Genomic DNA, 24,366 nt, shown 5'->3' with positions numbered 1-24,366 from the left:
TTAGCAACGTACTGACCTCATCGAACTCGAATTCGACGATTGAAGTGGTGTCCAGGAAAGGCGAAAACACAGGCCGAATACTTGGTGAGCGCTAACATATTTAGCAACTTTGAGCGTTGACGCTCGATGTCGCCGGTGGTTACCGTGCCGAAAGGTCCTGGTCGCCGCGCACGTCCCGGTCCGCCCGTCAACGATGACGAGGGAGACTTCTCGATGCGACGCAACCCCTTTCCTCCCGGGCGGAGAACCCCCGGCCGGCGCTCCGCCGGGAACTCCGCCCCACGCCGCATCGGAGCGGTGTCGACGGCGGCCCTCCTCGTGGTCGCCGGTGTGGTGGCCACGGTGGTCGGCACCTCGTCGCCGGCCGTCGCGCACGCGGTCAACCCGGCCGACTTCCAGCAGGTCGAACTCGCCCGCGGCGTCGCCGAGGTGGGCGAGCCGATGACGCTCGCCGTGCTGCCGGACCGCTCGGTGCTGCACACCTCCCGCAACGGGACGGTGCGGCGCACCACCGCCGACGGCGTCACCGGGGTGATCGGCACGGTACCCGTCTACACCCACGACGAAGAGGGCCTCCAGGGCATCGGTGTCGACCCCGGCTTCGCCTCCAACCGGTTCATCTACCTCTTCTACGCGCCGCCGCTGTCGACCCCGGGCGGCGACGCGCCCGCCACCGGAACGGACTTCTCGCCGTGGAAGGGGGTCAACCGGCTGTCCAGGTTCGCCCTGAACGCCGACTTCACGCTGAACACGGCCGGCCAGGTGACGGTGCTGGAGGTCGCGACCGACCGGGGCATGTGCTGCCACGTCGGCGGGGACATCGACTTCGACGCGGCCGGCAACCTGTACCTGTCCACCGGTGACGACTCGAACCCGTTCGACTCCGGCGGCTACACCCCGATCGACGAGCGGACCAACCGCAACCCCGCCTACGACGCGCAGCGCAGCGCCGGCAACACGAACGACCTGCGCGGCAAGGTGCTGCGGATCAAGGTGAACGCCAACGGCTCGTACTCGATCCCGTCCGGCAACCTGTTCCCGGTCGGTACCCCCGGCACCCGGCCGGAGATCTACGCGATGGGCCTGCGCAACCCGTTCCGCTTCAACGTGGACAAGCCGACCGGCGCGATCCACCTCGGCGAGTACGGGCCGGACGCGGGCACGAGCACCTCCGCGCGCGGCCCGGCCGGCCTGGTGGAGTTCAACCGGATCACCTCGGCGGGCAACTTCGGCTGGCCCTACTGCGTCGGCTCGAACACGACCGCGGAGGCGTACGTGGACTACGCGTTCCCCTCGGGGCCGTCCGGGAACCGGTTCAACTGCGCCGCCCCGGTCAACAACTCGCCGCGCAACACCGGGTTGACCGCCCTGCCCGCCGCGCGCTCGGCGTGGCTCAAGTACGACAACTGCTCCATCTCCGCGTTCGGCTGCGGTTCGGAGTCCCCGATGAGCGCGCCGGTGTACCGGTACGACGCGGCCAACCCGTCGTCGATCAAGTTCCCGCCCTCGCTCGACGGGCACGTGTTCGCCACCGAGTTCGGCCGGCGCTGGATCAAGACCATCGACGTCGGCACCGACGGCTCGGCCGGGCAGATCAGCGACTTCCCGTGGCGCGGCACGCAGGTCATGGACGCCGCTTTCGGCCCGGACGGTGCCCTGTACGTGCTCGACTACGGCACCGGCTGGGGCAGCGGCGACGCCAGTTCCGCGCTCTACCGCATCGAGTACAACCCCGCCGGGAACAGGGCGCCGACCGCGCGGGCGGCCGCCGACCGCACGTCCGGCAGCGCGCCGCTGGCGGTGACCTTCTCGTCGGCCGGCTCCTCGGACCCCGAGGGCGGCGCACTGGCCCACTCGTGGGACTTCGGCGACGGCACCACGTCCACCGCCGCCAACCCCGGCCACACCTACACGGCCAACGGCCAGTACTCGGCGACGCTCACCGTGACCGATCCCGGGGGCCGCTCGGGCTCCGCGACGGTGTCGATCTCGGTCGGGAACACCGCCCCGACGGTCAGGCTGGACGCGCCGGTCAACGGAGCCCTGTTCAGCTTCGGCGACAGCGTGCCCTACACGATCACGGCGTCCGACCGGGAGGACGGCACGATCGACTGCACCAGGGTCAAGCTCAGCTACCTGCTCGGCCACGACAGCCACGGCCACCCGATCACCACGCAGACGGGTTGCTCGGGGACGTTGCGCATCCCGGTGGACGGCGAGCACGACACGGCGGCGAACCTGTTCGCGGTCTTCGACGCCGAGTACACCGACTCCGGTGCGAACGGCCAGCCGCCGGTGACCACGCACACGCAGCACGTGCTGCAACTGCGGCACCGCCAGGCCGAGCACTTCTCGGCGCAGTCCGGCACCGGCCTCTACGACAAGGCCGCCGCCGAGGGCGGGCGGACCGTCGGCGACATCCAGAACGGCGACTGGATCGCGTTCGAGCCGTACGCGCTCGGCGGGGCGAACAGGTTCACCGCCCGGGTGTCGTCCGCCGGTTCGGGCGGGACGCTGTCCGTGCGGACCGGCTCACCGACGGGCACGGTGCTCGGCTCGGTGACCGTGCCGGTGACCGGGGGGTGGGACACGTTCACCGACGTGTCCACGGCCCTGTCCGCCGCGCCGACCGGCACCGTGGTGCTGTACCTGACCTTCGCCGGCGGCACGGGCACCCTCTTCGACGTCGACGCCTACACGTTCGGCACGTCGACGGGCACGCGGACCGGACCGGTCGTCGGCGCCTCGGGCAAGTGCGTGGACGTCAACGCCGGCAGCACGGCCGACGGCGCGAAGGCGCAGCTGTGGACCTGCAACGGCGGCGCGAACCAGCGCTGGACGGTCGGCGGGACGACGTTGCGCGCGCTGGACAGGTGCCTGGACGCGGCCGGCTCCGCCGACGGCAGCGTGGTGCGGCTGTGGACCTGCAACGGCGGTGCCGGCCAGAACTGGACCGAGGGCGCCAACGGCTCCCTGGTCAACACCCAGTCCGGCAGGTGCCTGGACGCCAACGGCGGCGCCACCGCGGACGGCACCCAGCTGATCGTCTGGAGCTGCCACGGCGGCACCAACCAGCGGTGGACCCTGCCCTGATGAGCAAGCGAGGACGGACAGAGATGGAACGCTCCCGCACCCGACGCGCGATCGGCCTGGCCGCGGCCGCCATCACCGTCGCCGCGCTCAACCCCGGTGCACCGGCCGTCGCGGCCGACGCGCCGTACGACGTACTGGTGTTCTCCAAGACCGCGGGCTTCCGCCACGACGCGATCCCGGCCGGCATCCAGCTGATCCGGGACCTGGGCGCGGCCAACAGCTTCACGGTCACCACCACCGAGGACTCGACCCGGTTCACCACCACCGACCTGGCGCGGTTCGAAGCCGTGGTGTTCCTCAACACCACCGGGGACGTGCTCAACGCGACCCAGCAGACCGCGTTCGAGTCCTACGTCCGGGGCGGGGGCGGGTACGTCGGAGTCCACTCGGCGTCCGACACCGAGTACGACTGGCCGTTCTACGGCGAGCTGGTCGGCACCTACTTCACCTCGCACCCGGCCGTCCAGCAGGCGACGGTCCGGGTGGAGAACCGGGCGCACGCGGCCACCGCGCACCTCGGCCCGACGTGGACCAGGACCGACGAGTGGTACAACTTCCGGGGCAGCGTCCGGTCCACGGCCAGGGTCCTGGCCACGCTGGACGAGTCGACCTACAGCGGCGGCTCGATGGGCGCCGACCACCCGCTCACCTGGTGCAGGGCAGTCCAGGGCGGGCGCTCCTTCTACACCGGCAGCGGCCACACCCAGGCGAGCTACGCCGAGCCGGGGTTCCGCGCCCTGGTCCTCGGCGGCATCCGGTACGCGGCCAACCGCACCAAGGCCGACTGCCGGCCGGAGAACGGCTACACCGCGCTGTACAACGGCTCGACCACCGGCTGGTCGCAGGCCGGGCCCGGCGGCTTCACCAACAGCGACGGCACGCTGACCTCGTCCGGGGGCCTGGGCCTGCTCTGGCACAGCGCGCGCGAGTACCGCTCGTACTCGCTCAAGCTGGACTGGCGGATGCCCGGGGACGACAACTCCGGGGTGTTCGTCGGCTTCCCGCCCAGCGCGGACCCGAACTCGGCGATGGCCAACGGCTACGAGGTGCAGATCGACGCCACCGACACCGCCGACCGGACCACCGGCGCGGTCTACGGGTTCCAGGGCGCCGACCAGGCCGCCCGCGACGCGGCGCTCAACCCGCCCGGCGAGTGGAACACCTTCGAGCTGCTGGTGGAGGGAGAGCGCCTGCGGGTGTTCCTCAACGGCGCGCAGGTCAACGACTTCACCAACACCGACCCCGCCCGGTCCCTGGCGTCCGGGCACGTCGGCGTCCAGAACCACGGCACCGGCGACGACGTGTCGTTCCGCGACATCCGGATCCGGGAACTGGGCGGTACCACCCCGCGCACCGGGCCGGTCGTCGGCGCCTCGGGCAAGTGCGTGGACGTCAACGCCGGCAGCACGGCCGACGGCGCGAAGGTGCAGCTGTGGACCTGCAACAGCGGGGTCAACCAGCGGTGGACGGTCACCGGGTCCACCCTGCGGGCGCTGGACAAGTGCCTGGACGCGGCCGGCTCGACCGACGGCAGCGTGGTGCGGCTGTGGACCTGCAACGACGGTGCCGGCCAGAACTGGACCGAGGGCGCCAACGGCTCCCTGGTGAACGCGCGGTCGGGCAAGTGCCTGGACGCCAACGGCGGCGGTGCCGCGGACGGCACGCAACTGATCGTCTGGAGCTGCCACGGCGGCACCAACCAGCGGTGGACCCTGCCCTGAACCGAAGGAGCGCTCGGATGAAGATCAGCGGTGAGGCGACCGCCTCCCCACAGGCACGCCGACGACCGGTGACGACCGCCCTCGCGGCCGTCGTCCTCGCGGCCGGCACGATCACCGCGGTCGGCACCACACCGGCGTCGGCGGCGACGGTCGACACGGCCGCGTGGTACGTCCTGGTCAACCGCAGCAGCGGCAAGGCGCTGGACCTGTCCGGCTCGTCGACCGCCGACGGCGCGCGGGTCACCCAGTGGACGCGGCACGACGGGGTCAACCAGCAGTGGCAGTTCGTGGACTCCGGCGACGGCTACTACCGGGTCAGGTCCCGCCACTCCGGCAAGGCCCTCGACGTGCCCGGCTCGTCGACCGCCGACGGCGCCGCGATCCAGCAGTGGACCGACCACGGCGGGACCAACCAGCAGTTCCGGCCGGCCGACTCCGACGGCGGCCACGTGCGACTGATCGCCCGGCACAGCGGCAAGGCCGTGGAGGTGCAGGGCTCCTCCACCGCGGACAACGCCAACGTCGTCCAGTACACCGACCACGGCGGCACCAACCAGCAGTGGCAGCTGGCCAAGGTGTCGGGCGGCGGCGACCCCGGCGGCACCGGCTGCGGCAAGACCCCGACGCTGCGCAGCGGCACGCACACGATCCAGAGCGGCGGCAAGAGCCGCAGCTTCGTCCTGCGGGTCCCCGACGGCTACGACAACAACCGCCCCTACCGGCTGATCTTCGGGTTCCACTGGCGGGGCGGCACCATGAACGACGTCTCCTCCGGCGGGACCAGCGGGACCGCGTGGTCCTACTACGGGATGCAGGAGCAGTCGAACAACAGCGCGATCCTGGTCGCGCCCCAGGGCCTGGGCAACGGGTGGGCGAACTCCGGCGGCGAGGACGTCACGTTCACCGACGACATGATCCGGCGGATCGAGGCCGACCTCTGCGTCGACCCGAGGCTGCGCTTCGCGATGGGGTTCAGCTACGGCGGCGGCATGAGCTACGCGCTCGCGTGCGCACGGGCCACCGTGTTCCGGGCGGTGGTGGTCTACGCCGGCGCCCAGCTGAGCGGGTGCAGCGGCGGGAGCCAGCCGATCGCGTACTTCGGCCTGCACGGGATCTCGGACAACGTGCTCAACATCTCGATGGGGCGGCAGCTGCGGGACCGGTTCGTCGCCAACAACGGCTGCACGCCGCAGAGCCCGCGTGAACCGGGCGCGGGCAGCATGACCCACGTGACCACGGCGTACTCGTGCCGTGCCGGCTACCCGGTGCAGTGGGCCGCGTTCGACAACGGCCACATGCCCGGTCCGGTCGACGGCACCTACGCCGAGAGCGGCGTCCGGACCTGGACCAAGGGCGAGGCGTGGAGGTTCATCTCGCAGTTCTGACCGCACCGGCGGTCCGACCGCACCCGCCCGCAGGAGAGCTGACGGAGGTTCGCGCGTGAACGTGCGGCTGGAGGGCATCACCAAGAGCTTCTTCGGCGTCACCGTGCTGCGCGGCGTGGACCTCGACCTGCGGGCGGGCGAGGTCCACGCGCTGGTGGGGGAGAACGGCGCCGGCAAGTCGACGCTGCTGAAGGTGCTGGCGGGCGTCCACCGGCCCGACTCCGGGCGGGTCGTGCTGGAGCGGGGTGAGGTCTCGTTCACCGGCCCGCGCGACGCGCAGGCGGCGGGCATCTCGATGATCCACCAGGAGCTCGACCTCCTCGACCACCGCTCGGTGGCCGAGAACGTGTTCCTGGGCCGCGAGCCCGTGCGGCGCGGCCGGGTCGACCGCCGGGCGATGGAGGCGGGCACGCGCCGGCTGCTGGACGAGCTGGGCGTCGGGACCGTCGACCCGACGACCCCGGTCGCGCGGCTGTCCGTCGCGCAGCGCCAGGCGGTGGAGATCGTCAAGGCGCTGTCCGCCGACGCCCGGGTGCTCGGCATGGACGAGCCGACCGCCGCGCTGGCCGACCACGAGGTCGAACTGCTGTACCGGCTGGTGGCGCGGTTGCGCGAGCGGGGGGTGGCCATCCTGTACGTGTCCCACCGGATGCGCGAGGTGTTCGACCTCAGCCAGCGGATCACGGTGCTCAAGGACGGCGCGCTCGTGGCGACCTCGGCCACCCGGGACATCACCTCGGACCACCTCGTGCGGCTCATGGTCGGCCGCCCGCTCGAAGCCCGGTACCCGGAGCGCGGCGGCGAGCCGGGGGACGTGCGGCTGGCGCTGCGCGGCGCGGGCAACGGCCGGGTGCGCGACCTGACCTTCGACGTCCGCGCCGGCGAGGTCGTCGGCCTGGCCGGGTTGCAGGGTTCCGGCAGGTCCGCGACCGCGCGGGCGATCTGGGGCGTGGAGCCGTTCACCGCGGGCTCCGCGGCGGTGGACGGCGTGCCGGTCCGCGTCGACCGACCGCGGACCGCGGTCGGGGCCGGCATCGGCTACGTCACCGAGGACCGCAAGGGCGAGGGGCTGGCGCTGCGGCAGTCGGTGAAGGACAACCTCCTGCTGGTGCGGCGGGCGGCGTTGCGGGGAGCGGCGGCGCGGCGCTCGGCCGACCTCGGCGAGCTGCTGCGGTCGGTCGCCGTCACCGCGCGCGGGCCGGACCAGGAGGTGCGCTACCTGTCGGGTGGCAACCAGCAGAAGGTGGTGCTCGGCAAGTGGCTCGCGGTCGAGCCTCGGGTGTTGATCGTGGACGAGCCGACGCGCGGCGTCGACGTGGGCGCGAAGCAGGCCGTCCACCGGCTGCTGCGCGACCTCGCGAACAGGGGGGTGGCCATCCTGATGATCTCGTCGGAACTGCCGGAGCTGATCGGCATGAGCGACCGGGTCCTGGTGATGCACGGGGGGACCGTGGTGGGCGAGCTGCCGGCGGGCGCCTCGGAGGAGGCCGTGATGAGGCTGGCGACCGGGCACGGGGCCGGTGGCGCGGCGTGAGCGTCGTGCCCGACCGCGCCCAGGGGACCGCGGTGGCCGCGCGGCCGCGCAGGTCCGCCCCGAGCACCACCGCGACCGTGTACGTCGCGCTGGCCGCGCTGCTCGTGGTCGGCAGCGTCCTGGTGGCGCTCGACGGCGGTGTGCTGCTCGACCAGGGCGGCGTCCTCACCATCCTCACCCGGAGCACCGCGCTCGGCCTGGTCGCGATCGGGCAGACGCTGGTCGTCGTCACCGGGTCGCTGGACCTGTCCGTCGCCTACCTGGTCGGGCTGTGCTCGCTGGTGGCGGCCGAGACGATGGCGGGCAGCGGGACGGCGGTCCTGCCCGGCGTGCTGCTCGCGCTGGCGGTCGCGGCCGTCGTCGGCCTCGTCAACGGGCTCGTGGTCACGGGTCTCCGGGTCAACGCGTTCATCGCCACGCTCGGCGTCGCGCTGGTCCTGCGCGGGTACCTCGAACAGGGTTACACCGGGCCGGCGGGCAGCGTGCCGCGCTCGTTCCAGCACCTCGGGTACGCCCGGGTCGGACCGGTCCCGGTGGCGGCGCTGCTGGTGCTGCTGGTCGCCGCGGGCGCGTGGTGGTACCTGCGGCGGACCCGCGGCGGCTACCACATGTACGCGGTCGGCGGTGACGTCGACGTGGCGCGGCTGTCCGGCGTGCGGACCGGCCGCACGATCGTCACCGCGCACGTGCTGTGCTCCCTCGCGGCCGGCCTCGCCGGCGTGTTCCTGGCCGCCAGGCTCGGGTCGGGCGCGCCGTACGTCGGCACGGACGCGGGGTACGACCTGGAGTCCATCGCGGCCGTGGTGCTCGGTGGGACGGCCCTCGCGGGTGGCCGCGGCGGTATCGCGGGCACGGTGGGCGGCGTGCTGCTCCTGGCGACCCTGGACACCGTGTTCGACGACCTCGCGGTGGACCCGTTCTTCAAGGACGTGGTCCGCGGGGTCGTGCTCGTCGCGGCGGTGGCGCTGTACGCCCGCCGCGGGTCGTCCCGGAGGTCGGCGTGACGGGGCGACCCCGCCCGGCCCGCGGGACCGCGCCGGTGCTCGCCGTGCTGGCGGTCCTGCTGGTGGCCCTGGCCTTCGCCGGGCCCGCGTACGCCGAGCCGGACGGTTACCTGGCGCTGCTCAAGCGGGCCACGCCGCTGGTGGTCCTGGCGATCGGCCAGTACTTCGTGGTCGTGTCCGGCGGCTACGACCTGTCCGTGGGGTCGCTGGTGACCGCGGGGGTCGTGATCGCCGCCCGGCTGATCTCGGGGGACGACGCGAACACGTGGTGGGTGATCGCGCTGCTGCTCGCCTTCGGCGCCCTGGTCGGCCTGGTCAACGGCCTGATCACGACGAAGCTGCTGGTGCCGTCCTTCATCGTGACGTTGGGGGCGCTGCTGGTGCTCGACGGCGCGGTGTTCCTGTGGACCGGCGGGGCGCCGCGCGGCGCCCTGTCGCCGTCGTTCCGGGCGTTCGGCCGGGGCGGGTTCGACGTGCCGGTCCTGGGGCAGGTGCCCTGGTCTGTCGTCGTCCTGCTGGTGGTCCTGGCCGGGGCGGTGCTGTTCATGCGCGGCGGCACCGGGCGCACGCTGCTCGCGGTGGGCGACAACGACACCGCCGTCCGGCTGGCGGGCGGGCGGGTGGACCGGCTGCGGGTGCTGGCGTTCGTGCTCTCGGGACTGCTGGCCGCCCTCGCCGCCGTCCTGCTCGCCGGGTTCGCCGGGGTGTCCGCGCAGGTCGGCGCCGGCCTGGAGTTCCGGGCCATCACCGCGGTCGTGCTCGGCGGCGTCCTGCTCGGGGGCGGTCGGGGCTCGGTGGTCGCCGCGGCCGCGGGCGCGCTGTCGCTGGAAGCCCTGTTCTCGCTGCTGAACCTGCTCGGCGTCGCCGGCGCCCTCGACTCCGCCGTGCAGGGACTGATCCTCATCGCCGCGGTCGCCTACGCCGCCCGCGGCACGGGCCCGCGCCGGGTGCTCCGGCCCCGCGGGACCGGAACCGCCATCCCCTGAAACGCCGCCGAAGGACCAAGGAGCAGCACCATGCGCAGGACGTGGACCGCACTCGCCCTCGTGGGCGCCCTCGCGACCGCCGGGTGTTCGAGCGACCTGCCCGCCGAGGGCCCGACCGCCACGACGCCCCCCGACCGCGCCGGGTCGGAGTTCTTCGACCGGGCCGAGTACGAGCGCCAGTTGGCGTTCCGCACCGCGACGCCGGTCGGGTTCGAGGACGGCGGACCGGCGCCCGCGCCGTGGGAGCAGATGCTCGACCCGGAGATGGTGGACACCAGCGGGTACGCCAAGCCCGGCGGCGACCACCACCTGTGCTTCTCCAACGCCTCGGTCGACAACCCCTGGCGGCAGGTCGGGTTCCGGACCATGGCGGAGGAGGTGAAGCTGCACCCGGAGATCACCGGGTTCACCGTCCTCGACGCGGAGGCCAAGGACGACAAGCAGATCAGCGACATCCAGTCGTTCGCCTCCCGGGGGTGCGACGCGCTGATCGTGTCGCCCAACACCACCGCCACGCTGACCCCGGCCGTCGAGGCCGCGTGCGCGACCGGTGTGCCGGTGATCGTGTTCGACCGGGGTGTCGACTCCGACTGCCCGGTCACGTTCATCCACCCGATCGGCGGGTTCGCGTTCGGGGCCGACGGCGCCGAGTTCCTGGCGGAGGAGGTGGAGCCCGGCGGCAAGGTGCTGGCGCTGCGCATCCTGCCGGGCGTGGACGTGCTGGAGCAGCGGTGGGCCGCGGCGAACGAGATCCTCGCGGACAGCGGGCTGGACGTCGTCGGGGTCGAGTTCACCGACGGCGACGCGGCCAGGACCAAGAGCATCGTCAACGACCACCTCCAGCGCGAGGGCCGGATCGACGGCGTGTGGATGGACGCCGGCGCGACGGCCGTGGCCGCGGTCGAGGCGTTCCAGGACGCGGGCGCCCCGATCCCGCCGTTCGTCGGCGAGGACCAGCAGGACTTCCTGCGCACGTGGGTCGCGGAGGGGATGACCGCGGTCGCGCCCACGTACCCGACGTTCCAGTGGCGCACACCGGTCATCGCCGCGCTCCGGGTCCTGGCGGGGAAGCAGGTCCCCGAGGAGTGGGTGCTGCCGCAGCCGAAGGTGACCCGGGACGACGTCCGGGACTTCGTCGACCACGACATGCCGCCGCTGCACTACGCCATGTGCGGCTGCGAGGCCATGCCGGGTTACCCCGGTCCCTGGAAGTAGCCGTGGACAGGCGCCGGTCGATCCGCCCGCGCCGGACCGACTCGCCCGACGGGAGCACGCACATGTGGGACATCGGGGTCAGCACCTGGGTCTGGACGTCACCCCTCACCGACGACGTGCTGTCGGTGCTCGCGCCGCGCATCCGCGGGTGGAGCTTCGACGTCGTCGAGCTGCCGGTGGAGAACCCCGGCGACTGGGACCCGCACCGGGCGGCCGGGCTGCTGGCGGCCCTGGGCCTGAAGGCCACCGTCTGCCTCGTCATGCCGCCCGGTCGGGACCTGGTCGAGTCCGACGCCGTCGTCGAGACCCAGGACTACCTGCGGCACGTCGTGGACGTGGCGGCCGTCGTCGGCAGCGGCGTGGCGGCGGGCCCGGCCTACAGCGCGGTGGGCCGCACGTGGCGGATCGGGCACCGGCCGGAGGTCTACGCCCAGCTGCGCGCGAACCTCGCCCCGGTGGTCGAGCACGCGGCGTCGAAGGGGGTCCGGATCGCGGTGGAACCGCTGAACCGCTACGAGACCAGCCTGATCAACACGGTCGGGCAGGCGTTGGAGGCGTTGGACGGGCTGCCCGAGGAGGGCTGGGGGCTGGCGCTGGACACCTACCACCTGAACATCGAGGAGTCGTCGCCCGTCGAGGCGATCCGGGCCGCGGGTGCCCGGATCGCCCACGTGCAGGTGTGCGCCAACGACCGCGGCACGCCGGGGCGGGACCACCAGGACTGGCCGGCGGTGCTGCGGGCGCTGGCGGGTGCCGGTTACCGCGGTCCGCTGTGCATCGAGTCGTTCACCCCCGACAACGCCGCGATCGCGACGGCCGCGTCGATCTGGCGGCCCCTGGCGGAATCGCCCGACGCCCTCGCCGCCGACGGGTTGGCCTTCCTGCGCGGCGCCACGGCGCCGTTCACGGGCTGATCGATGTCATCGCGGCGGCGCCACGGAGCCGCGAACGCGGACGGGCATGGGGACGTAGTGCGGTCCGTTCCCGCCCGCGCGGCCCGCGTCCTGCCGCTCGGGTCCGGCCAGGAGGAGGTCGACGGCCTTCGCGCCGAGGTCGTGGTGCGGGAACGCGACCGTGGTGAGGCCGGGGCGCAGCCACGAGGCGATGGGGTGGTCGTCGAAGGAGACCACGGAGACGTCGTCGGGCACGGTGAGACCGGCTTCCTGGAGCGCCTGGTAGGCGCCCAGCGCCAGCCGGTCGTCGAGGCAGATCAGGGCGCGGGGTCGCTTGGCGCCCAACAGGTCCCGCGTCGCGGCGAAGCCGCACTCCGGCAGCCACCACCGGCACGGGCGCGCGCCCTCCACCTCCACCCCCGCCTCGTCCAGGGCCCGGCGGATGCCGGTGAGCCTGCCGACCGCCGCGGTCCCGCCCGCGGGCGCGTCACCGCCGATCGGATCGGCGCCGATGAGGTGGATGCCCTCGACGTGGCCCGCGTCGAGGAGCACGCGCGCGGCGGCGCGCCCGCCCAGCACCTCGTCGGGCAGGACGGAGGGCAGCGCGGACGGCTCCCGGGGCAGCGCGTTGAGCAGCACGGCGGGCCCGTCGGCGAGCACCCTCGGCACGCCGATCCTCCTGGTGCGCACCGTGGCCAGCACGATGCCGTCGACGTGGTGGTCGCGCATCGTCCCGATCAGCGTGCGCTCAAGCCCGGGATCGCCCTCGGTCTCGCCGAGCAGCAGCGTCACGCCGTGCCGGCGGGACGCGGCGAGCGCGCCCCTGACCATGTCGCCGGCGATCCGCGAACCCGCGACCGAGTCGGACACGAGGGCGATCGTCCGGGTCCTCGTCCCGCGCGGCTCCCACGACGCGCGGTTGCGGCGGTACTCCATCTCCGCCGCCGCCTCGCGGACCCGTCGCTGCACCTCCTCGGAGATCCGCAGGTCCGGACCGCGCCCCGAGAGCACCAGGGACACGGTGGTCTGGGAGACACCGACCACCTTGGCCACGTCGGCCAACGTGACCCGTCGTGCGCCCATCGTGGACCTCCCGCCGATGAGTCAGACTCAAGGGATTGTGGCCCCGGTTACCCATGACAGCTCTTCGGCTAACCCGACGTCAAGGGGGAGCGGCATGTTGTTCGTGCGACTGCGCATCCGCGGTCGCGACCCGGGTCCGTCTGCCGCAAGGTCTGCGGCGGATCGGCGGTGGTAAGTAATACTCATCGTTCCCCAACGGGCGGTGGATCAGTATGGTGGCCGAGTCAGCTCCTTGGCGTCAGCAAGCCGAGCGGGTGGGTAACCCGGCCGCCGTCTGGAGAAGTGAGCAGCCATGCAGCAGCGCACACCGTGGTCCGCTGTCCTGGTCCTGGGGTTGGTGCTGAGCGGCTGCGGGAGCGCCGCGGTGTCGGACCGCACCGGGACCTCCGGCGACGATCTCGTGGTCTGGGACTGGAAGTCCGGTGACGCGAACGCCGCCGCCTACCTCGACGCGGCGAGGGCGGACTTCGCCAAGAGCCACCCGGACGTCGACGTCGAGTTCGTGGCGCAACCCTTCGACCAGTACTACACGTTGCTCGGAGCGGCGATCCAGTCCGGCAAGGGCCCCGACGTCATCCTCTTCAACGGGGGCGGTCAGCTCCGGGACCGGGTCGACGCGCTCCTGCCGCTGGACGAGTACGTCGCCGAGGACAGGCGGCGACTGGTCGGCTGGGACGCGTTCACGCACGCCGGGAAGACCTACGCCGCACCGGTGACACTGCAAGGACATCCCCTGTACTACAACAAGGCGCTGTACGAGCAGGCCGGTCTGGACCCCGAGGCGCCCGCCGGGAACTGGGCCGACTTCGTCGAGGACTGCGGCGCCATCACCGACCGGACCGGCGCCGAGTGCTTCGGCGTGGGCAACAAGGAGGGCATCGGCATCCAGTTCTTCCTGTCCGCCATGGGATCGGCGGTGCTCGCCCCGGACGAGTACGACCGGTGGATCGCCGGGGAGCGGGACTGGACCTCGCCGAACGTGAAGCGGATCTTCGAGCTGTGGCAGCAGGTCGACGCCGCCGGCCTGAACAACGACGGGGTCAACTCCACCGCGATGTTCAACGACGCGTTCGCCATCTTCCAGTCGGGACGGGCCGCGCACGTCATCGGGCTGGTGTCCGACATCGGGCACTGGAAGGACTTCGGCGAGTTCCTCGACCCGGACGACGTCGGTGTCATGGCGGCGCCGGTGGTGAACCCCGGGGCGACGCCGAGCCTGCCCTACGACGGCGGCATCGGCTACGGGGTGGCGAAGTGGACCCGTGACCCGGAGGTCGCCGCCGACCTGGTGCGCTCGCTGACGTCGACCGTGGCGCTGGGTGCCTTCTACGCCGACGCGGGCGCGATCGCGGCCGACACCGCCATCGACGTCTCCGCCGCCGGCCCGGCCGTCGCCGCGATCACCTCGGCGATCAGGACGGGCAAGCCGGCGCTGCACGTCGCCCTGTCCAGCAAGACGGTCGACCTGATGGGACGCCTCTCGCAGCAGCTGCTCAGCGGCTCCGCCACCGTCGACGAGGCCGTGGCGCAGCTGGCCGCCTCCGACGCGGCGGGCTGATCCCGTGCCGGCCGCACCGTCCCCGTCCCCGCTCCGCCCGGCGCCGACCACCGGGCGGGTCGAGCCGGCACCGGCCCGCCGACGACCCCGGCGCGGGTCGCGGGCCGAGCGCCTGGCGCCGTTCGTCCTGGTCGCGCCGGCCGTGCTGATCATCGTCGCGCTGCGCCTGTGGCCACTGGCGCTCGGGGTCAACTTCTCCTTCACCGGTGACGGCGACCGCAACGGCACGCCGGTCGGCCTCGACAACTACGCGACCCTGTTCGGCGACCCGCTCTTCCGCACCGCGCTGGGCAACGCCGCCCTGCTCCTGCTGCTGCTCCCGGTGGCCGTGGCGATCCCGGGGCTGCTCGCCACCTTCATCTACCTGAAGGTTCCCGGGCACCGGGTCTACCGGGGCGTCTACTTCTTCCCGGCCGTGCTCTCGCCGGTGATCGTGGGGGCGGTCTTCAACCTGCTGCTGGGTTTCGACGGGCCCCTCAACCAGCTCCTCGGCGTGGTGGGGCTCGGGCCGGTGGACTGGCTCGGGGACCCCGACGTGGCGATCTTCGCGGTCGTCGGCGTGCACGTCTGGGCGACGTTCGGCATGGCGCTGGTCGTCTTCCTGGCCGGGTTCGCCGCCCTCGACCCCTCGTTGCTGGACGCGGCCACCGTGGACGGCGCCTCCCTCCCGCAGACCATCCGGCACGTGATCGTCCCGGGGCTGACCCGCACCATCCAGTTCGTCTTCGCGACCACCACGATCGGCCTGCTGACCTCGATGTTCGGCCTGCTGTACGTGATGACCAGCGGCGGGCCGGAGGCGTCCACCTACCTGCCCGAGTACTACATCTGGATCCGGCAGGGGCAGTTCGACCAGCCCGCGCTCGCCTCCGCGGCGTCCACGGTGCTGCTCCTGGTCATGCTCCTGGTCGGGTCGGCCCAGATCGGTGTCCTGCGCCGCGTGGGGAGGGAGGGCTGATGGCCGGCCGGGGGATGACGAGGTGGGTCGTCGCGGTCCCGATGGCGGTGCTCGCGCTGGCGACGGTCTACCCCCTGCTGTTCACCGCCAACGTCGCGGTGAAGACCCGCCGCGAGTACGTCCTGGACCGGTTCTCCCCCCCGGGTTCGTGGAACTGGGAGAACATCGCCACGGCGTGGACGACCGCGGGCGTGTCCCGGTACTTCCTGAACTCCGCGGTCGTGGTGACCTGCTCGGTCGCGCTGCTGCTGCTGTTCGGGTCGATGGCCGGGTTCGCGCTGGCCCGGTTGCGGTTCCGCGGTTCGTCGGCCGTCCGCCTCGGCTGCCTCGCCGCGCTGTTCATCCCCTTCCAGGTGATCATGGTCCCGCTCACCCGGGTCATGGCCGACACCGGTCTCGTCGACACGTACCCGGGACTCGTCCTGGCGTACGTGGCGCAGTTCCTGCCGTTCACCGCCTTCCTCATGACGAGCTACTACTCGACGGTGCCCCCGGACATCGTGGACGCGGCCCGGATCGACGGGAACACGACGTACGGCGTCTACTGGAGGATCATGCTGCCGATGGGCGCCCCGGCGCTCATCTCGGTCGGGGTCCTCGACGCCCTCTTCTGCTGGAACGACGTGCTCATCGCCCTGCTCGTGATGCCGTCGGCGGACCACCGCACGCTCATGGTCGGGGTCACCTCGCTGCGGGGGCAGTACTCGGACGACATCCCCGTCTTCGCCTCCGGGGTGCTGATCGCCGCGGTTCCCGTCCTCGCCGTCTACCTGCTCCTGCAACGCCGGATCGCCGACGGTGTCACGGCCGGGGCCACGAAGGGCTGAGATGCGCATCACCGGTTATCGGACCCTCACCACCGTCCAGGACTGGGGTCGGCCGGTCGGCGACGCCAACGGCGTCTTCCCCGACGGCCTGGTCCGGGTGCCGATCGTCCTGGTCGAGACCGACGGGGGGATCACCGGCATCGGGCTCGGGTCGCACGTGGAGATCGAGGCGGTCTTCGCCGCGATCGAGGGCGAGGACCCCCGCGGTGTCACCGCCCTCTACGACCGGATGCTGCGCCGGGTGTTCAAGGCGGGGCACGCGGGCGCGGTGTTCGGCACCATCGGCACCCTCGACACGGCGCTGTGGGACATCAAGGCGCAGGCCGCCGGAGAGCCGCTGTGGCGGCTGCTGGGCGGGCGCGACCGCCGCGTGCCCGCCTACGCCTCGGGGCTGGACATCGGGCTGGGGGACGACGAGCTCGTGGCGGCGTACGAGACCTACGCCGATCACGGGCTGCGGGCGGCGAAGCTCAAGGGCGGTCTGGACGTCGACCGGGACCGGGACCGCCTCATCCTGGTGCGCGACGTGCTCACCGCCGCCGGCGGCGGGACGCGACCGGGTCTGATGCTCGACGTCAACGAGTCCCTGACCCGCAAGCAGGCGGTCCGCCACGTGGGCGAGCTCGAACGCACGCTCGACCTGACCTGGGTCGAGGAACCCGTCCGGCGCTGGGACGCGGAGGGGCACGCCGTCGTCAGCCGCGGGGTCCGGGCGTCGGTCGCGAGCGGGGAGAACCTGAGCGGGTTGGAGCAGTACCGACCGCTGATCGCGGCGGGCGCGGTCGACGTCGTACAGACCGCGGCGGTCTGGGGCGTCACGCACTTCCTCCGGGTCGCGGCCCTCGCGCACGCCCACGACCTGCCCGTGAGCCCCATCGGCACCACGCCGGTGGGGTTGCTCCACGCCGCGACGTCGGTGCCGAACCACCTGGTCAGCGAGTTGCAGGACCTGCGCCCGCCCACGGGGGTGTCCGCCGACCTCCACGTGGAGGGCGGCGCGTTCGTGCTGGGCGACAGCCCGGGGCTGGGCATCCGCGTCGACGAGGAGGCGGTCGACGCCTCCCGCCACCGGCTTCCGGTCCCGGCGCCCGACGGGCCCCACGTCCGGCCGGAACGCGCCGGGCAGCGCCTGCTGGCCGTGGTGCCGGACACCGTCGCCCCGCCCGACCGCCTGAACCCGCTGCCGTCCTGATCGACCCGTCGGGTCCGCGCGCCCGAGCACGGTCCCTGTCCGCCGTCCCGACCACCCGCGGTCCCGACCGCCGTCTCGACCGCCCGCCGGCCCGCCGGCCCGCCGCCCTGCCCGTCCGCCGGCCGCCGCCGCCGGCCTGACCGACCACCGCCCCGACCACCACCGCCCCGACCGGCCGCCGCACAGCACACCCCCACTCCAGGAGGTCCCCTTGTTCGCGTCCTCGTCCCCCGCGGTGCGAAGGCCGTTGTCGGTCGCCGCCGCCGCCGCGGTGCTGGCGGCGGTGATGGTCCCCGCCCCTCCCGCGCACGGCGCCACCACGACCCTCTACGCATCGCCCTCCGGCACCGGCACCGCGTGCTCCACCACCCAGCCGTGCTCCCTGTCCGCCGCGCAGGCCGCCGTGCGGTCGCAGGTCGGCTCCACGTCCGGCGACCTCGTCGTGCAGCTGGCCGGCGGCGTGTACCGGCTCTCCCAGCCGCTGCGGTTCACCGCCGCCGACTCCGGCGCCAACGGCTACCGCGTGATCTGGCAGGCGGCCCCGTCCGCGCGCCCCGTGATCAGCGGCGCCCGAGCCGTCACCGGGTGGTCGGTCGTCGACGCCGGGAAGAACATCTGGCGGGCGAACGTCGGCGCCGGGACCGACTCCCGGCAGCTGTACGTCGACGGCGCGATCGCGACGCGGGCGCGCACGCAGGTGAACCGGGCCGACTTCACCTTCACCGACACCGGCATGAGGTTCTCCACCACCGCGCTGGGCTACCTCAACAACCTGGCGAACCAGAACCGGGTCGAGGTGGAGAGCGTCAACTCCTTCACCGACCGCTACTCGCCGGTGCAGGGCATCAGCGGCAACTTCCTCACGATGCAGCAGCCCGCGTGGAACAACAACACCTTCGGCTACGACACGCTCGCCGCGCCGCACCGCGCGGGCCCCCTCTACCTGGCCAACGCCTACGAGTTCCTGGACTCGCCGGGGGAGTGGTACCTCAACCCCGGGACGGGCGCGCTGTCCTACATCCCGCTGCCCGGCCAGGACATGGGCACCGCCGGCGTCGAGCTGCCGGTGCTCCAGTCCCTGGTGGACGTCGGGGGCACCTACGACGCGCCGGCGCACCACATCTCGTTCAGCGGGATCACGTTCACCGGCACCAGCTGGCTCGGGCCCAGCGGCAACCAGGGCTACGCCGACCAGCAGACCGGCGCCTACCTGGCGGGCAACTGGAACTGGCCCGCCAACCGGATCACCTCGTGCCAGAACGGCTGCGCCCAGTTCGAGGCCGCCCGGCCGCACTGGAGCCAGATGCCCGCCGCCGTGCAGGTCTCCGCCGCCGACGACATCACGTTCAGCGAGTCCCGGTTCCTCAACCTGGGGCAGACCGCCATCGGCATCGGCAACGACGCCAACGCCCACGCGAGCGGGGTGGGCCTGGGCGCGAGCGACATCACGGTCACCCGGTCCGAGATCGCCCACAGCTCGGCCGGCGGCATCGTGGTCGGCGGCGTGCGGGCCGACGCGCACCACCCGGGCGACCAGCGGATGGTCAACCGGAACATCACCGTCAGCCACAACCGCATCCACGACCTGGGCGTGGAGTACCGGGGCAACGTCTCGGTCCTGAACACCTACGTCAGCACCGCCACCGTGGCCCACAACGAGGTCTACAACATGCCGTACTCGGGCATGTCGATCGGCTACGGCTGGGGCGCCAACGACGCCGGCGGCAGCAACCACTACGCCAACCGCGGGCTCTACAACTACCAGCCGCGCTACACGACCCCCACCACGGCGTCCGACAACCGGCTCCTCAACAACTACATCCACGACGTCATGCAGCAGATGAACGACGGCGGGTGCGTCTACACGCTGGCGTGGAACCCGAACGCGGTGATCAGCGGGAACCACTGCCTGCGGACCAACGGCCACTTCGGGCTCTACTTCGACGAGGGCTCCCGCCACTACACCGCGACCAACAACGTGTTCTCCGCCACCGGGACCTGGGCCACCGCGAACTACTGGGGTGGCGAGAACATGGGCAACTGGACGGTCGCCAACAACTGGTCCACGAACGGCAGCACGAACGTGACCAACGGCGACCGCGGCAACGTGGTGTCCGGCAACGTCACGGTCACCAACGGCAACTGGCCCTCGGGCGCGCGGGCGGTGATGGCCAACGCCGGACCGGGCGGCGGCACCGGCGGCCCGCAGAACGCCATGCTCGTGGGCGGGCAGTCCGGCCGTTGCGCCGAGGTCGCCGCCGGCGGCGCCAACGGGGCGCAGGCCCAGCTCTGGGACTGCAACGGCGGCGCCAACCAGAGGTGGACCCACACCTCGGGCAGGCAGCTCGTGACGGCCGGCAACAGGTGCCTCGACGCCAGTGGTCAGGGGACCGCCAACGGCACCGCGGCGATCCTCTGGGACTGCAACGGCCAGGTGAACCAGCAGTGGAACGTCAACGCCGACGGCACCATCACCGGGGTGCAGTCCGGGCTCTGCCTGGACGCCGGCGGCAACGGGACCGCGAACGGCACCCTGATCCAGCTCTGGTCCTGCCACGGCGGCGCGAACCAGCAGTGGGGCGTCCGCGGCTGAACGGCCGCGGGGAGGCCGGTCCGGCCTCCCCGCGGGCCCCTCGTCTCGACAGCCCAGTTGTGAGCGCTAACGAAGCCGCGTGCTTGACACCTCCTCCGGTGGTCAGCAGACTTGTTGACACAGGTCTCCTTGCTCGTGCTCACCTGATGTGAGCGTGAACAAGTGATGTCCCGGCAGGAGCGCCCTCTCGACGACGAGCAGGAGGCACCGTGGGTGGAGTTCGAAGGTCATCCCTGCGGCGGGCGGGCGCACTGCTCGCCGCCGCCGCGCTGTCGACCACGGCCTTCACCCCGGGACCGGAGGAGCAGGCGCCGGCGTGGGACAACGGGGTCGCGACGACCCCGCCGCTGGGGTGGAACAGCTACGACTCGTTCAACTGGAACGTCACCGAGGCGCAGGTCAAGGCCAACGCCGACTACATGCGCGACAACCTCAGGCAGCACGGCTGGCAGTACGTCGTCGTCGACTGGGCGTGGTACTACCCGGGCCGGGGCACCGGGAGCCCGAACCAGGACGCCAACCTCCAGCCCCGGCTGCGCACCGACGCGAACGGCCTGCTGCTGCCCGACACCACCCGGTTCCCCTCCGCCGCGGGGACCAACGGGTTCAAGCCGCTGGCCGACTACATCCACACCGCGGGCCTGAAGTTCGGCGTGCACCTGATGCGGGGCGTCCCGCGCCAGGTGGTGGCCGACAACCTCCCGGTGCCGGGCACGAGCTGCCGCGCCAACGAGATCGAGAACAACACCACCGCGGCCTGGTTGAACCTGAACTGGGGCCTGGACATGGGCAACCCGTGCGCCCAGGCGTACCTGGACGCCCAGTTCCGCCTGCTGGCCTCGTGGGGCGTGGACTACGTCAAGGTCGACGACATCGCCGCGCCGACCTACCGCCAGGCCGAGGTCGAGGGCTACAAGCTGGCGATCCAGCGCAGCGGCCGCCCCATGGTGCTCAGCCTCTCGCCCGGCCCGACCTCCACCGCCAACGGCGCGCACGTCGCGGCGAACGCGAACATGTGGCGGGTGGTCAACGACCTGTGGGACAACTGGTCGTCGCTGGACGCCCTGTTCGAGCGGCTGCACGCCTGGACACCGCACCGCCGCCCCGGCGCGTGGCCCGACCCGGACATGATCCCGATCGGCTGGCTGTCCCAGCAGGGCCCCGTGGGGTCGCCGCGCTACTCCAACCTGACCCCGGACGAGCAGCGCACCCTGATGACCCTGTGGTCGATCACCCGCTCACCGCTGATGTGGGGCGGTGACCTGACCCAGAACCGGGCCTCCGAGCTGGCGCTGATGACCAACGCCGCCGTGCTGGCGGTCGACCAGCACAGCCTCAACAACCGGCAGCTCTTCGCCGGTACGCACACCGCCTGGACCGCCGACGTGCCCGGCAGCCAGGACAGGTACCTGGCGCTGTTCAACCGGGGCGGCGGCACCGCGACCGTGTCCGCGTCGCTGGCCGAACTCGGGATCGGCTCGGCCACCGCGGTCGACCTGTGGTCGGGCGCGGACCTGGGCACGGTGAGCGGGACGCTGTCGCGCTCGCTGCCCGCGCACGGCTCCGGCCTCTACCGGCTCACCCCGCGCACGACCGTGCCCGTGCCGACCGCCGAGACGTTCACGGCGCGGCACAGCGGCAAGGTCGCCGACGTCTACGACGCCTCCACCGCCGACGGCGGCAACGTGGTCCAGTGGGCCCCCAACGGTCAGGCCAACCAGCGCTGGCGGGTGCGCGACGCCGGCGGCGGGTACTCCGAGGTGGTCAACGTCGGCAGCGGCAAGTGCCTGGACGTCTACGGCGGCGAGACCGCCACCGCCGACGGGGTCCGGGCCGTCCAATGGACCTGCAACGGTCAGGCCAACCAGAGGTGGCGCGTCGAGGACGTGGGCGGCGGCCACGTGCGGCTGGTCGCCCGGCACAGCGGCAAGTGCCTGGACGTGTCCGAGGCCGCCACCACCGACGGCGCCCAACTCGTCCAGTGGACCTGCGGCAGCGGCGCCAACCAGCAGTGGCGGCGGCAGAGCGCGTAGCCCGCCCGAACTCCAGGAGAACACATGCGACCACGCTCCCGACGACTCGCCGCCTGCGCCGCGGCGCTGATCACCGCCGCGCTGCTGCCCGCCGCCCCGGCCGCCGCCGAGTCCAACGGCGGGGTGCGCGTCATGCCCCTGGGCGACTCCATCACCGAGGGCACGCAGGTGCCCGGCGGCTACCGGATCGGCCTGTGGCAGCGGTTCGGCTCCGGCAACCACCGGGTGGACTTCGTCGGCTCCCAGTTCAACGGCCCCGCCTCGCTGTGGGACCACGACCACCAGGGCCACCCGGGCTGGCGCATCGACCAGGTCGACGCGAACGTCGTGACCTGGCTCCGCAACACCAACCCGCGCACGGTCCTGCTGCACATCGGCACCAACGACATCCTCCAGAACCGCGACGTGGCCAACGCGCCGGCCCGCCTGTCGGCGCTCGTGGACCGCATCACCTCGACCGCGCCGAACGCCGACGTGCTCGTCGCGACGATCATCCCGCTGGCCAACTCGGGTCAGGAGGCCGCGGCCCGGACCTACAACGCCACGATCCCCGGCATGGTGCGGAGCAAGGCGAGCGCCGGCAAGCGCGTGCACCTGGTGGACATGCACGCCGCGTTGACCACGGCCGACCTGATCGACGGCGTCCACCCCACGGCCACCGGCTACGACAAGATGGCCGCGACCTGGTACGCCGCGCTGCGCGCCGTCCCCGGGAGCATCGGCGACCCGGTCCCGTCCCAGGGCAGGCAGGTCGTCGGCGTGCCCTCGGGCCGCTGCCTCGACCTGCCCGGCTCGTCGACCGCCAACGGCACGCAGCTCCAGCTGTGGGACTGCCACGGCCAACCCAACCAGTCGTGGACGCACAACTCGTCCAGGCAGCTGGTCGTCCTCGGCACCAGGTGCCTGGACGCGTACGGCAGGGGCACGACCAACGGCACCCAGGTGGTGACCTGGGACTGCCACGGCGACACGAACCAGCAGTGGAACGCCAACGCCAACGGCACCATCACCAGCGCGCAGTCCGGCCTGTGCCTGGCCGCGTCCGGCCAGGGCACCGGCAACGGCACCAGGCTGGTCCTGTGGACCTGCACCGGGCAGCCCGACCAGCAGTGGACCCTGCGCACCCCGGCGTGACCGGACGGGCCGGACCCCGCCGGGGCCCGGCCCCCGATCAGCGGCCGGGTCCGGTGACGGGTTCGGCGGCGCCCGCCACACCCGCCAGCAGGTCGGCGACGGTGTGGGCCCGCACGTCGGTCGGCGGGTCGGTGGTGAAGCGGCCGGCGACGGCGCGCACGTGGTCCTGGGCGGGCCCGGCGAGGCCGTCGTAGACGGCGGCGAACAGGTCGCGGGCGGGTTCGCGCGGCCACCCCGGGGGGAGCAGGTCGAGGGGCAGCCGCGGGTCCAGGATGGGCAGGCGGCGGTAGGTGTCCATGACCTCGGTGCGGGTGCGGACCGCCTCGGCGCCGGTGATCCGGGCGGCGCGGACGTCGGGCAGCAGGGGGCTCCAGCGCCGGATGAAGTCGTCGTAGTGCCGGGCGATCGCCCCCGTGTCCCAGGCGTCGAGGGGGTGGCGGCCGACCGCCGCGCCGAGGTCGACGTGGCGGGCGCGGAAGACGGTCGTGGTGCCGGGGGCGAGTTCGGCCAGCTGCGCCCTGAGCTTGCCGGTGAGGTCGTGGGGCGAGACCCAGAGGCCGTCGTAGAGCGGCGCGTGGCCGAGCCAGCGCAGCAGGCCGCGCAGCTCGCGCCGCCGGGTCGCGTCCTCCTGGGGCAGGGAGAAGGCGACGAGCGTCCACCACCCGTCCCAGGTCGTGGCGTCGACGGCCGCGGCGGCGATGGACCGCCCGCCGGCGGCGAGGTTGTGGACCGCGGCCGCGGTGAGCCGGTAGGAGCTGTTGCGGCCCTGCCTGCTGCCCTCCAGCACGCCGCGGCGGGCGAGCCGGCTGGTGGTGGCGCGGGCCCCGGCGTGGCTCACGCCCGCCTCGGCGAGCAGCGCCACGATCGCCGCCGACGGCAGCCAGGCGCGGGAGCCGAGGGTGTAGTCGGCCATCAGGGTCACGGTGAGGCCCTGCGGCGAGTTGCCGGTCTGCCGCCGGGGGAGTCGGACCCCGTCGTCCGGGAAGATCTCCTCGATGTCATAGGGGCTGGTCACGGCGGCTCCGCTGCGGTCCGGGGGCGGTCGGCACCGACTGTAACCGGCTCCGGGTGGCGCAGGCGGGGCTGTCGAGACGGTCGATTGACAGTTCTGTGCTCGGTCGACACTGTAAGTGTCACCTATCCGTGCGCGAACCAAG

16 protein-coding genes and 1 pseudogene are annotated in these 24,366 nt (G+C 72.8%); 15 read left to right on the top strand and 2 right to left on the bottom strand.

Translation table 11 applies throughout. The annotated features are described in order from the left end of the window. Positions 1-297 precede the first annotated feature (297 nt). From ACFP3R_RS12775 to ACFP3R_RS12740, 8 genes and pseudogenes are all read left to right on the top strand, one after another. Positions 298-3,093: a carbohydrate-binding protein gene (locus ACFP3R_RS12775; RefSeq protein ID WP_380635806.1), complete on the top strand. Its 2,796-nt coding sequence runs from the start codon at positions 298-300 to the stop codon at positions 3,091-3,093. Positions 3,094-3,116: 23 nt separating this feature from the next. Then, entirely contained in the window at positions 3,117-4,814 is a 1,698-nt protein-coding gene (locus ACFP3R_RS12770) for a ThuA domain-containing protein (RefSeq protein ID WP_380635804.1), read from the top strand. 17 nt (positions 4,815-4,831) lie between these two features. Next, positions 4,832-6,196 (top strand): annotated as a pseudogene (locus ACFP3R_RS12765) (RICIN domain-containing protein); the annotation flags it as partial. A 58-nt stretch (positions 6,197-6,254) separates the two neighbouring features. Continuing rightward, positions 6,255-7,733: a sugar ABC transporter ATP-binding protein gene (locus ACFP3R_RS12760; RefSeq protein ID WP_380635801.1), complete on the top strand. Its 1,479-nt coding sequence runs from the start codon at positions 6,255-6,257 to the stop codon at positions 7,731-7,733. A gap of 5 nt (positions 7,734-7,738) precedes the next feature. Next, positions 7,739-8,737 carry an ABC transporter permease gene (locus ACFP3R_RS12755; RefSeq protein WP_380635838.1) on the top strand — a complete coding sequence of 333 codons (999 nt, stop codon included), beginning with the start codon at positions 7,739-7,741 and terminating at the stop codon, positions 8,735-8,737. Further along, positions 8,734-9,723, top strand: coding sequence for an ABC transporter permease (locus ACFP3R_RS12750; RefSeq protein ID WP_380635799.1), 990 nt, complete (start codon positions 8,734-8,736; stop codon positions 9,721-9,723). The genes ACFP3R_RS12755 and ACFP3R_RS12750 overlap by 4 nt, the downstream gene beginning before the upstream one ends. A 30-nt stretch (positions 9,724-9,753) precedes the next feature. Continuing rightward, positions 9,754-10,938 carry a substrate-binding domain-containing protein gene (locus ACFP3R_RS12745; protein ID WP_380635797.1) on the top strand — a complete coding sequence of 395 codons (1,185 nt, stop codon included), beginning with the start codon at positions 9,754-9,756 and terminating at the stop codon, positions 10,936-10,938. Between the two features lie 2 nt (positions 10,939-10,940). Next, the gene (locus tag ACFP3R_RS12740) at positions 10,941-11,852 is read left to right on the top strand and encodes a sugar phosphate isomerase/epimerase family protein (protein ID WP_380635795.1); all 912 of its coding nucleotides are present in this window, start codon (positions 10,941-10,943) and stop codon (positions 11,850-11,852) included. Between the two features lie 6 nt (positions 11,853-11,858). Here ACFP3R_RS12740 and ACFP3R_RS12735 read toward each other — a convergent pair whose 3' ends face one another. Further along, entirely contained in the window at positions 11,859-12,914 is a 1,056-nt protein-coding gene (locus ACFP3R_RS12735) for a LacI family DNA-binding transcriptional regulator (RefSeq protein ID WP_380635794.1), read from the bottom strand. A 292-nt stretch (positions 12,915-13,206) separates the two neighbouring features. Between ACFP3R_RS12735 and ACFP3R_RS12730 the strand changes: the two genes are divergently transcribed. The 7 genes from ACFP3R_RS12730 (at position 13,207) to ACFP3R_RS12700 (ending at position 23,209) form a co-directional block, all read left to right on the top strand. Next, the gene (locus ACFP3R_RS12730; RefSeq protein ID WP_380635792.1) at positions 13,207-14,472 is read left to right on the top strand and encodes an ABC transporter substrate-binding protein; all 1,266 of its coding nucleotides are present in this window, start codon (positions 13,207-13,209) and stop codon (positions 14,470-14,472) included. A 4-nt stretch (positions 14,473-14,476) separates the two neighbouring features. After that, positions 14,477-15,430, top strand: a complete 954-nt coding sequence (locus tag ACFP3R_RS12725) for a carbohydrate ABC transporter permease (protein ID WP_380635790.1) — start codon at positions 14,477-14,479, stop codon at positions 15,428-15,430. Further along, positions 15,430-16,257 (top strand): carbohydrate ABC transporter permease, encoded by an 828-nt coding sequence (locus ACFP3R_RS12720; RefSeq protein WP_380635788.1) that lies wholly within the window; start codon positions 15,430-15,432, stop codon positions 16,255-16,257. The genes ACFP3R_RS12725 and ACFP3R_RS12720 overlap by 1 nt, the downstream gene beginning before the upstream one ends. Before the next feature lies 1 nt (position 16,258). After that, positions 16,259-17,449, top strand: a complete 1,191-nt coding sequence (locus ACFP3R_RS12715; RefSeq protein WP_380635786.1) for a mandelate racemase/muconate lactonizing enzyme family protein — start codon at positions 16,259-16,261, stop codon at positions 17,447-17,449. A 235-nt stretch (positions 17,450-17,684) separates the two neighbouring features. After that, the gene (locus ACFP3R_RS12710) at positions 17,685-20,042 is read left to right on the top strand and encodes a ricin-type beta-trefoil lectin domain protein (RefSeq protein ID WP_380635785.1); all 2,358 of its coding nucleotides are present in this window, start codon (positions 17,685-17,687) and stop codon (positions 20,040-20,042) included. A 209-nt stretch (positions 20,043-20,251) separates the two neighbouring features. Continuing rightward, positions 20,252-22,075 carry an alpha-galactosidase gene (locus ACFP3R_RS12705; RefSeq protein WP_380635783.1) on the top strand — a complete coding sequence of 608 codons (1,824 nt, stop codon included), beginning with the start codon at positions 20,252-20,254 and terminating at the stop codon, positions 22,073-22,075. A gap of 24 nt (positions 22,076-22,099) precedes the next feature. Beyond that, positions 22,100-23,209: a ricin-type beta-trefoil lectin domain protein gene (locus ACFP3R_RS12700; RefSeq protein WP_380635782.1), complete on the top strand. Its 1,110-nt coding sequence runs from the start codon at positions 22,100-22,102 to the stop codon at positions 23,207-23,209. 37 nt (positions 23,210-23,246) lie between these two features. Here ACFP3R_RS12700 and ACFP3R_RS12695 read toward each other — a convergent pair whose 3' ends face one another. Next, complete coding sequence (locus ACFP3R_RS12695; RefSeq protein ID WP_380635780.1) at positions 23,247-24,224, bottom strand: PaaX family transcriptional regulator; 978 nt, start codon at positions 24,222-24,224, stop codon at positions 23,247-23,249. Positions 24,225-24,366: the final 142 nt, after the last annotated feature.

Source organism: Saccharothrix lopnurensis (genome assembly GCF_042658445.1).
Lineage (GTDB): Bacteria > Actinomycetota > Actinomycetes > Mycobacteriales > Pseudonocardiaceae > Actinosynnema > Actinosynnema lopnurensis.
The sequence above is the reverse complement of the archived record's forward strand: the minus strand, read 5'-3'. Positions and strand labels throughout refer to the sequence as shown.